Below are 8,111 nucleotides of genomic sequence, written 5' to 3' on the forward strand. Positions count from 1 at the left end.
TTGACGTTGCTCCGGCTCGTAGCAGGTGCAGGGCGCAGCCCTGCCGATACACCTACTTTCTAGAACGGAGTCGCAGACTCGAACGCGAGCGCCTCGCCCGTCACCGGATGGGTGAACCGCAGCCCCCGTGCATGCAGGTTCACGCGCTGCGCGGCGTCCGCGCCGTACAGCACATCGCCGACAATGGGATGACCGAGGCTGGCCATGTGCAGGCGCAACTGGTGGCTGCGGCCCGTGACCGGTTCCAGTTCAACGCGCGTGCGTTGCGCCGAGACGTCACGCGACAGCACGCGCCACCGGGTCAGTGCCGGCTTGCCGCGTTCGTGGTCGACCATCTGCTTCGGGCGGTTCGGCCAGTCGACGATCAGCGGCAGATCCACTTCACCCGCATCCCCTTCAAGCAGCCCCTGCACGATGGCTTCATAGCGCTTGCCCACTTGGCGCTGCTCGAACTGCATTGACAGCGCCACCTGCATGTCCTTGCCACGCGCGTGCAGCAGCAGGCCGGAGGTGACCTGGTCCAGGCGATGCACGGTCAGCGCATCGGGATACACCACCTGCAGCCGCGCGACCACGCAGTCCTGGTTCTCCACAGAGCGGCCGGGCACGGACAGCAGGCCGGCAGGCTTCTCGGCCACCAGCAGCGCGTTGTCGATGTAATGCAGATGGATCATGTCGTTGCCAGGTGCTCCATACGAAAACGGGGAAGCCGAAGCCTCCCCGTTTTCTGCGTACCGGCCAACGGCCGGTACCTACGATGCAAAACGTGCCGGCAGACTGCCGGCACAGATCGCATCAACCCAGCAGGTGGGCGACGCCGGCGCGCTCTTCTTCCAGCTCGGCCAGGGTCTTGTCGATGTACTTCTGGCTGAAGTCGTCGACCGGCAGATCCTTGACCAGGGTGTACTCGCCGTTCTCGGTGGTGACCGCGAAGCCGAAGATCACGCCTTCCGGAATGCCGTAGGAACCGTCGGACGGCACGCCCATGGTGACCCACTTGCCGTTGCTGCCCAGCACCCAGTCACGCACGTGATCGATCGCTGCGTTGGCGGCCGAAGCAGCCGAGGACGAGCCACGGGCTTCGATGATCGCCGCGCCGCGCTTGCCGACGGTCGGGATGAAGGTGTTGGCGTTCCACTCCTGGTCGTTGATCGCATCGGCGATCGACGCACCATCGGCGGTGGCGAAGCGGTAGTCCGGGTACATGGTCGGGCTGTGGTTGCCCCACACCACCAGCTTCTCCATGCCGGCGACCGGCTTGCCGAGCTTGGTCGACAGCTGGCTCAGCGCACGGTTGTGGTCCAGGCGCAGCATGGCGGTGAAGTTGCGCGGGTTCAGATCCGGTGCCGACTTCATCGCGATGTAGGCGTTGGTGTTGGCCGGGTTGCCAACCACCAGCACCTTCACGTCACGCTTGGCGACCTTGTTCAGCGCGGCGCCCTGGGCGGTGAAGATCTTCGCGTTTTCCAGCAGCAGATCCTTGCGCTCCATGCCCGGGCCGCGCGGACGCGCGCCGACCAGCAGGGCGATGTCTGCATCCTTGAAGGCGACTTCGGCGTCGTCGGTGCCGACCATGCCGGCCAGCAGCGGGAACGCGCAGTCTTCCAGCTCCATCATCACGCCCTTCAGGGCGGCCTGGGCCTTGTCGACCGGCAGCTCCAGCAGCTGCAGGATGACCGGCTGGTCCTTGCCCAGCATTTCACCGGAGGCGATACGGAACAGCAGGGCGTAGCCGATCTGGCCGGCGGCGCCGGTCACGGCAACACGAACAGGTGCTTTCATGGGGATTTCCTCTGCTAAGAAGCTAAGTAGCGTTGTAGAAGATGGCCGCGCGGGCGGGGATGGGCCTGGCGGGGCGGCCGCAACATGGAAACGGCCCCCTTCGCAGGGGGCCGTCCGGGTATTGGATCAGGCGGGAATGAGCTTGTTCCACTCACCCACGCGCTCAGCCTGGGCGGCGAGCAGAGCGTCGGTGTCGCCTTCCAGGGTGATCGAATGGATCACGTCGCCCTGCTTGACCGAATCGACGATCGCCTGGCCTTCCAGCACCTGGCCGAACACGGTGTGCTTGCCGTCCAGCCAATCGGTCTTGATGTGGGTGATGAAGAACTGGCTGCCATTGGTGTTCGGGCCGGCGTTGGCCATCGACAGCGAGCCGATCTGGTGCTTCACACCATTCTTCTCGTCTTCGAACTTGTAGCCCGGGCCGCCGGTGCCACGACCCTGCGGGCAGCCGCCCTGGATCATGAAATCGGGGATCACGCGGTGGAAGATCAGGCCATCATAGAAGCCGCGCTTGACCAGGTTCACGAAGTTGGCGACCGTCAGCGGCGCCTTGTCGGCGAACAGCTCGACCTTGATCGGGCCCTGGGTGGTGTCGAAAGTGGCGATGAGGGACATGCAGATCCTTGGGATGCGGGGTGTGTAATCAGCCCCATAAGGATACACCTCCCCCGTGGCCCGGGCAGCTTCGACCATGGGCGCAGGCAGGGTCTTCAGCCTGCGGATGGGCAGCGCCGGGGCGGCATCCTGAATGGGGACCTCAGCAGGTCTGAAATCCAGGTTTTCGCCAATCGTCAAGTTCGACGTATAATGTTGGACTTCTTTTTCCAAATCCGGCGCCGACTGGCCCCCTTTCGTATGTCCATCGAAAATCTTCGCAACATCGCCATCGTCGCCCACGTCGACCATGGCAAGACCACCCTGGTCGACCAGCTGCTGAAGCAGTCCGGCACCCTGTCCGAGCGTACCGTCCTCGCCGAGCGCGTGATGGACAGCAACGACCAGGAAAAGGAACGCGGCATCACCATCCTGGCCAAGAACACGGCCATCACCTGGGAAGACAAGAAGACCGGTATCAAGAACCGGATCAACATCGTCGACACCCCCGGACACGCCGACTTCGGCGGCGAGGTCGAGCGCGTGCTGTCGATGGTCGACACCGTGCTGATCCTGGTCGACGCGATGGACGGCCCGATGCCGCAGACCCGCTTCGTCACCCAGAAGGCCTTCGCGATGGGCTTCAAGCCGATCGTCGTGGTCAACAAGGTCGACCGTCCGGGCTCGCGTCCGGAGTGGGTGATCGACCAGGTCTTCGACCTGTTCGACAAGCTCGGCGCCACCAATGAGCAGCTCGACTTCCCGATCGTCTACGCCTCGGCCCTGAACGGCTACGCCGGCCTGGAAGACAGCGTGCGCGACGGTGACATGACCGCGCTGTACGAAGCGATCATGCAGCACGCGCCGCGGCCGGAAGTGGACCCGGAAGGTCCGTTCCAGATGCGCATCAGCCAGCTGGACTACAACAACTTCGTGGGCGTGATCGGCATCGGCCGCATCCAGCGCGGCACCCTGAAGAAGGGCATGCAGGTCGCGGTGATCGACCGTGAAGGCAAGAAGCGCAACGGCAAGGTCGCACAGGTGCTGGGCTTCCTGGGCCTGGAGCGCATCGAGCAGGACACCGCCGAGGCCGGCGACATCGTCGCCATCTCCGGCATTGCCGAGCTGACCATTTCCGACACCCTGTGCCACCCGGATACCCCGGAAGCACTGCCGGCGCTGACCGTCGATGAACCGACGATCTCGATGACCTTCCAGGTCAACAACTCGCCGTTCGCCGGCAACAAGGACCTGTCCGGTGGCAAGTTCCTGACCAGCCGCCAGATCAAGGACCGCCTGGACCGCGAGCAGGTCCACAACGTGGCCCTGAAGGTCGAACAGCTGGAAGACGCCGACAAGTTCCTGGTCTCCGGCCGTGGCGAACTGCACCTGTCGGTGCTGATCGAGAACATGCGTCGCGAAGGCTACGAGCTGGCCGTGTCGCGCCCGGAAGTGATCATCAAGCAGATCGACGGCCAGGCCATGGAGCCGATCGAACAGTTGGTGGTGGACATTGAAGAAGTGCACCAGGGCGGCGTGATGGAAAAGCTGGGCTCCCGCAAGGGCCAGCTGAAGAACATGGAATCGGACGGCAAGGGCCGTGTGCGCCTGGAATATCAGATCCCGGCCCGTGGCCTGATCGGTTTCCAGAACGAGTTCAAGACCCTCACCCAGGGTTCGGGCCTGCTGTTCCACGTGTTCGACCATTACGGTCCGAAGGAACAGGGCGCGATCGCCAAGCGCCAGAACGGCGTAATGATCGCCAATGCCCCGGGTGCCACCCCGGCGTACTCGCTTGGCCCGCTGCAGGAACGCGGCAAGCTGTTCGCTGCTGAAGGCGACAATGTGTACGAAGGCCAGCTGATCGGTATCCACTCCAAGGACAACGATCTGACCGTCAACGCCATCAAGACCAAGCCGCTGACCAACATGCGCGCTTCGGGCAAGGACGATGCGATCCAGCTGACCCCGGCGATCAAGTACTCGCTGGAGCAGGCCCTGGACTTCATCGAGGACGACGAACTGGTCGAGATCACCCCGAAGGAAATCCGTCTGCGCAAGAAGGGTCTGACCGAAAGCGACCGCAAGAAGTCTTCGCGCGGCGGCTGATCCAGCAACTGTGAGCCAGAACGGCTACAACCCGGATCCGCATCGGCATCCGGGCCTCCACGTCATCGCCTTGCTCGAAGCGAGCAAGGCGATGCTGGCGTTGTTGGCGGCTACCGGACTGGAAATCCTCGGTCCGCAGCCGCTTCGCGACGGCGTCAATGCCCTGATCCGGCGTTTCAGCCTGGACCCGGATCACGGCACCCTGCCCTCGCTGTTGAATGCAATCAGTCCCGACGCGGTGCACCTGGCCGCGGCGGCGATGATCGGCTACGGCCTGCTGCACCTGGTCGAAGCCTGGGGTTTGTGGAAAGCCAAGGCATGGGCCTCCTGGCTGGGCTGCCTGACCGCCTCCATCTACCTGCCCTTCGATATCTACGCGATCGTCCGCCATCCCGGCTGGGCCTCGTGGACCGTGCTGGCGATCAACCTGATCGTCGTCTACGTGCTGGCGCGCGACCTGCGCAAGCGCCGCCGCTGAGCAGCCGCTACACTGGGGATCGGAGCCGTCGAAGCTGCCCCATGCGCCTGTCCTTGCCGCCCCTCCTGTCCTGTCTGATCGCCGTATTGCCTGCGGTGTTTGCTGCTGGCTGCAGCCCGGCCACGTCCAGCGCCCACGCCGCCGAACCGGGCAGCAGCAACGTGCCCTTCGCCTACGCCGAGACCGAAGTCTCCGACCTGCAGGCACGCATGGTCGCCGGTGAACTGGACAGCACCACCCTCACCCACGCCTACCTCAAGCGCATCGCCACACTGGACCGCGCCGGCCCGCGCCTGCGCGCGGTGATCGAACTCAATCCGGATGCCCTGAAGGAAGCCGCCGAGCGTGATCGCGAGCGCCGTAACGGCCGCCTGCGCGGACCGCTGCATGGCATCCCGATCCTGCTGAAGGACAACATCAATGCCGCGCCAATGGCCACCAGTGCCGGCTCGCTCGCCCTGCAGGGCTTCCGCCCCGATGATGCCTACCTGGTCCGACGCCTGCGCGAAGCGGGCGCGGTGGTGCTGGGCAAGACCAACCTCAGCGAGTGGGCCAACTTCCGTGGCAACGACTCCATCTCCGGCTGGAGCGCGCGCGGCGGCCAGACCCGCAATCCCTACCGCCTCAGTCATTCGCCCTGTGGCTCCAGCAGCGGCAGCGCGGTGGCCGTGGCCGCCAACCTGGCCAGCGTGGCCATCGGCACCGAAACCGATGGCAGCATCGTCTGCCCCGCGGCGATCAACGGCGTGGTCGGCCTGAAACCGACCGTCGGCCTGGTCAGCCGCGAAGGCATCATCCCGATCTCTTTCAGCCAGGACACTGCGGGCCCGATGACCCGCAGCGTCGCCGACGCCGCCGCCGTGCTGACCGCCATCGCCGGCCGCGATGATGCCGACCCCGCAACCGCGACCATGCCCGGCCGCGCGGTCTACGACTACACCGCACGACTGGATCCGCAGGGACTGCGCGGCAAGCGCATCGGCCTGCTGCAGACACCACTGCTGAAGTATCGCGGGATGCCGCCGCTGGTTGAGCAGGCGGTCGCCGAACTGCGCCGCGCCGGCGCCGTGGTGGTGCCGGTGGAACTGCCCAACCAGGGCGCCTGGGCCGATGCCGAGCGCATCGTCCTGCTGTACGAATTCAAGGCGGGACTGGAGCGCTACCTCAACACCTACCAGGCGCCACTGCGCAGCCTGGCCGGGCTGATCGCCTTCAACGAGGCACACAAGGGCCAGGAACTGGGTCTGTTCGGCCAGGAGCTGCTGCAGGAGGCCGAGGCGACCCCCGGCCTGGGCGATCCCGTGTACATCCGCGCGCGCAGCGATGCACGGCGACTGGCGGGCCCGGAAGGCATCGACGCCGTGTTGGCATCGCAGAAGCTGGATGCGCTGGTCGCACCGACAACCGGCGTGGCCTGGCCCCTGCGCAGCACGGGCGATGACTTCCCCGGCGAGAGCTACAGTGTCGCCGCCGTCGCCGGCTACCCCAGCCTGAGCGTGCCGATGGGACAGATCGATGGCCTGCCGGCAGGGCTGCTGTTCATGGGCACGGCCTGGAGCGAACCGAAGTTGATCGAGATGGCCTACGCGTATGAGCAGCGCACGCGCGCCAGGCGTCCGCCGCACTTCGATACCGACACGTTGATCGAATCCGACGATCCCTGAGCTGGCTCTTGGTAGCGCCGGGCCATGCCCGGCGGCCTGAGGGTCACCGCTGCGCTCGCCGGGCATGGCCCGGCGCTACCGTTCTGGGCCCGGCTCCACCGGCGCGATGGCCGCCTCACCATCCTCCGCACCCGGCGAGCGCACATCGGCGCTGCCTGCACGCCGCATCCGCGGCATATCCAGCTCATCGTCCCGCTGCAGGCGCGCGCGTACCTGCGGCAGCGATTGCGGATGCTCGCGCGCGAGGAAATCCAGCATGCGTTCACGCACCAGGCAGCGCAGGTCGAAGGCATCACCGGAACTGCGCGCACTGACCAGCAGACGCACCTGGATCGCGCGCTCGCTGGTCTCGGTCACCTGGGTCACGCACACCCGTCCATCCCACAGCGGTTGGCCCTGGCAGATGCGTTCCAGCTCGGCACGTATCGCCGCGATCGGCGCACGGTAGTCCAGCCACAGGAACGCCGTACCCAGCAGGTCGGCACTGCGTCGCGTCCAGTTCTGGAACGGATGCTCGATGAACCATGTCAGCGGCACCACCATCCGCCGCTCATCCCAGATCCGCACCACCACATAGCTGCTGCCGATTTCCTCAACGCGCCCCCATTCGCCCTCGACGATCACCACGTCATCGAGCCGGATCGGCTGGGTCACCGCGATCTGCAGGCCGGCGATCAGGTTGCCGAACACCGGTTTGGCGGCGATACCCGCCACCAGGCCGATCAGGCCCGCAGAAGCCAGCAGCGCCGTACCGATCTTCTGCACCATCGGGAAGGTCAGCAGCACCAGCGAAGCACCGAGCACGATGATGCCGCCCATCAGCACGCGGCTGAGCACCCGCGTCTGGGTCTGGATGCGGCGCGCTTCGAGGTTGTCCGAGACATCGATGGGATGGCTGCGCAGGATCGCGCGCTCGCCCGCAGCAACGCCGCGCACCAGCAGCCAGATGAAGCAGGCGGTCAGGGCGATGTGCAGCACGCGCAGCAACTGATCGAGCGTATGTTCCGGCAATGGCGTGGACTGCAGCGCGGGAATCAGCAGCAGCAACGGCCATGCGGTGGCCATCGGCAGCCCGAGCACACGACCGATGCGCGCGCGGCGACGATCACGTCCTTTCAGCCGATGGTAGATCCACAGGATCAACCACGCGCCGATGCCACCCACCAACACTGCCAATCCCAACGGCCATGCATAGGCCTGTGCGCTTTCCCAGTGCACCGTTGTCACCTCCACTCGAACACCAAGCGGACAGCCTCGCGCATATCACATGAGCGTCACGTCAGTCGTTCGTAAGGAGGGTGTTGGTCGGCAGGGCTTGCAGCCCTGCACCTGCTGCAAGCTGGAGCAACAGCAACAGCAACAGCCGAAGCAGAAGCGGATTTCCTGCGGGATGGCGGGGTGGGTCCGGTTGCGGGAGACGCCGTAAACCCATCCCTGGGGGCTTGGCCGCGGCATCCATGCCGCGGACACTCCCGCAACCG

7 protein-coding genes are annotated in these 8,111 nt (G+C 65.6%); 3 read left to right on the plus strand and 4 right to left on the minus strand.

Going from position 1 to position 8,111, the window contains the following annotated elements:
- Positions 1-59: 59 nt before the first annotated feature.
- The 3 genes from DBR20_RS10905 to DBR20_RS10915 form a co-directional block, all read right to left on the minus strand.
- A complete protein-coding gene (locus DBR20_RS10905) occupies positions 60-674 on the minus strand; it encodes an RluA family pseudouridine synthase (protein ID WP_108266191.1) in 615 nt (204 codons plus the stop codon).
- Positions 675-795: 121 nt separating this feature from the next.
- Positions 796-1,782 (minus strand): malate dehydrogenase, encoded by a 987-nt coding sequence (locus tag DBR20_RS10910; protein ID WP_025879435.1) that lies wholly within the window; start codon positions 1,780-1,782, stop codon positions 796-798.
- A gap of 126 nt (positions 1,783-1,908) precedes the next feature.
- The gene (locus tag DBR20_RS10915) at positions 1,909-2,400 is read right to left on the minus strand and encodes a peptidylprolyl isomerase (RefSeq protein WP_089239021.1); all 492 of its coding nucleotides are present in this window, start codon (positions 2,398-2,400) and stop codon (positions 1,909-1,911) included.
- 240 nt (positions 2,401-2,640) lie between these two features.
- Between DBR20_RS10915 and typA the strand changes: the two genes are divergently transcribed.
- From typA to DBR20_RS10930, 3 genes are read left to right on the plus strand one after another with little or no spacing between them, the layout of a single operon-like run.
- Positions 2,641-4,488, plus strand: coding sequence for a translational GTPase TypA (gene typA / locus DBR20_RS10920; RefSeq protein WP_108266192.1), 1,848 nt, complete (start codon positions 2,641-2,643; stop codon positions 4,486-4,488).
- A gap of 10 nt (positions 4,489-4,498) precedes the next feature.
- Positions 4,499-4,966 carry a DUF2127 domain-containing protein gene (locus DBR20_RS10925; protein ID WP_025879438.1) on the plus strand — a complete coding sequence of 156 codons (468 nt, stop codon included), beginning with the start codon at positions 4,499-4,501 and terminating at the stop codon, positions 4,964-4,966.
- 41 nt (positions 4,967-5,007) lie between these two features.
- The gene (locus DBR20_RS10930; protein WP_108266193.1) at positions 5,008-6,630 is read left to right on the plus strand and encodes an amidase; all 1,623 of its coding nucleotides are present in this window, start codon (positions 5,008-5,010) and stop codon (positions 6,628-6,630) included.
- 75 nt (positions 6,631-6,705) lie between these two features.
- On the opposite strand, the gene DBR20_RS10935 is transcribed toward DBR20_RS10930, so the two are convergent.
- A complete protein-coding gene (locus DBR20_RS10935; protein ID WP_108266194.1) occupies positions 6,706-7,848 on the minus strand; it encodes a mechanosensitive ion channel family protein in 1,143 nt (380 codons plus the stop codon).
- Positions 7,849-8,111: the final 263 nt, after the last annotated feature.

Origin of the sequence: Stenotrophomonas sp. HMWF023, from assembly GCF_003060985.1 — a bacterium.
GTDB classification, from domain to species: domain Bacteria; phylum Pseudomonadota; class Gammaproteobacteria; order Xanthomonadales; family Xanthomonadaceae; genus Stenotrophomonas; species Stenotrophomonas lactitubi.